2 protein-coding genes are annotated in these 1,462 nt (G+C 38.5%); both read right to left on the bottom strand.

Features of this window, described 5'->3' with window-relative positions:
• Positions 1-205: 205 nt before the first annotated feature.
• Positions 206-526, bottom strand: a complete 321-nt coding sequence (locus tag IQ228_RS25980) for a DUF2973 domain-containing protein (RefSeq protein WP_027403352.1) — start codon at positions 524-526, stop codon at positions 206-208.
• 248 nt (positions 527-774) lie between these two features.
• A complete protein-coding gene (locus tag IQ228_RS25975) occupies positions 775-1,089 on the bottom strand; it encodes a DUF2605 domain-containing protein (RefSeq protein ID WP_027403351.1) in 315 nt (104 codons plus the stop codon).
• Between the last annotated feature and the right edge of the window lie 373 nt (positions 1,090-1,462).

Raw genomic sequence — 1,462 nt, 5'->3', positions numbered from 1 at the left:
CAAAGAACTCAAGTCATCTCATTCCCAGTCTCTGACTGGGAATGAATTCTAGAAGGCTCTGCCTTCAATGATATTAGAGGCAGAGCCTCATTAACTGCATTCCTAGTCAGAGACTAGGAACGAGATGTGGTAGGGATTTGAGCTTAAGTTGACACCATTACGCGGGGGGTTGCCCCTACAGATTCTGAATATTAATAATGATAGATTATGCTCCTTCTGAGCGATCGCTTTTTTGACTAGGAGAAGATTCATAAAGAGCATCCAACTGTTCCCGTGCATCCTCAATATTAATTGAACGCATGACTAGCAGTGGTTCTTTAATCATGTTACCTGCGCTGTCTAACAATTCAGGATGGGAAACATACTGCTTTCTACCCGCATAATAACCAAAGCCACCTTGTGATGATTGGTTAGCTGAATATGTCCTTTCTCTATCGAAACTGAACATGATCAGATTCCGAATTAAGTTACCGACAGCTATGAATGCCAAAACGGTGAAAGCTAGAATATAAAGTAGGTGTAGCATTGAATTTTCCTCCAGAACAGTAAAGGTTAAAAATGTTATTTCGTAAAACTTAAAACTCCGCAAATAAATGATTCGCGGTAAAAAAAGAAGAATGTAAAATTCCTTACTTGTGCGCCTATGTTATTTGATGCAATTCTTATATTCAGATTAAGGTAACATGAGACACATTATTTTTTTATGAAAACAATGTTAAGAATTGTCTAATATCTTTACAATTTCCAACTCATTTAGATTTTGCCAGGGATTTATTATTCCTTGGATTGACCTAAACGCATTCCCACACTCCAACATTCTGTAACTAATTGATGCCAAGGCATTACAGTTGCCATATCAATTCCCACTTGTTTTTCAGTTGCTGTAAACAACATCCTCACTGTGTTCAGTTCACATTCTGCATCTTTGACTCGTTTTAGTAAGTTTAGTTGCTCTTGTTCACTCATGAATTGAACTTTCTCATTTTCCAGGATTTGACCATATCGCTCAAACCAATATTGAAAATCCTCTAACAGCGGTTCTAAGACTGATTTCAGTAAATCAGCACTTGGTAAATTTGAGTCCCTCATATATGAGAAGCATATTTCCTAATTCTCTTTTTATATTAACGTTATTTACGATTCTTAACAATCAATTCATAAGAATACCCGGTAAGTGGGAAACGAGCGCGTCTTTAGACCTGAGAGGGAAACGACACGAGCGGTTTTAACCGCTGTGGATATTAAAATTGAAACCAGATTTTTGATTGGAATCTGGAAACCAACTCCCATTTCTGGGGTAATGTTAGCTTCGACCTGTTATAAGAGCTTGCTTGAGCTTGCAACACTGTTCCAGTGACCTTAGAACTGTTTAATCACAAGCGACAGAGCAGGGAACTAGCAACGCATTCCGGGGTGTCGTGACTCAAATAACGGCTACCATGAGAGTAAACTCAGGGTGGTC

The sequence above is a fragment of the Dolichospermum sp. LEGE 00246 genome (assembly GCF_015207865.1).
Lineage (GTDB): Bacteria > Cyanobacteriota > Cyanobacteriia > Cyanobacteriales > Nostocaceae > Dolichospermum > Dolichospermum heterosporum.
The sequence above is the reverse complement of the archived record's forward strand: the minus strand, read 5'-3'. Positions and strand labels throughout refer to the sequence as shown.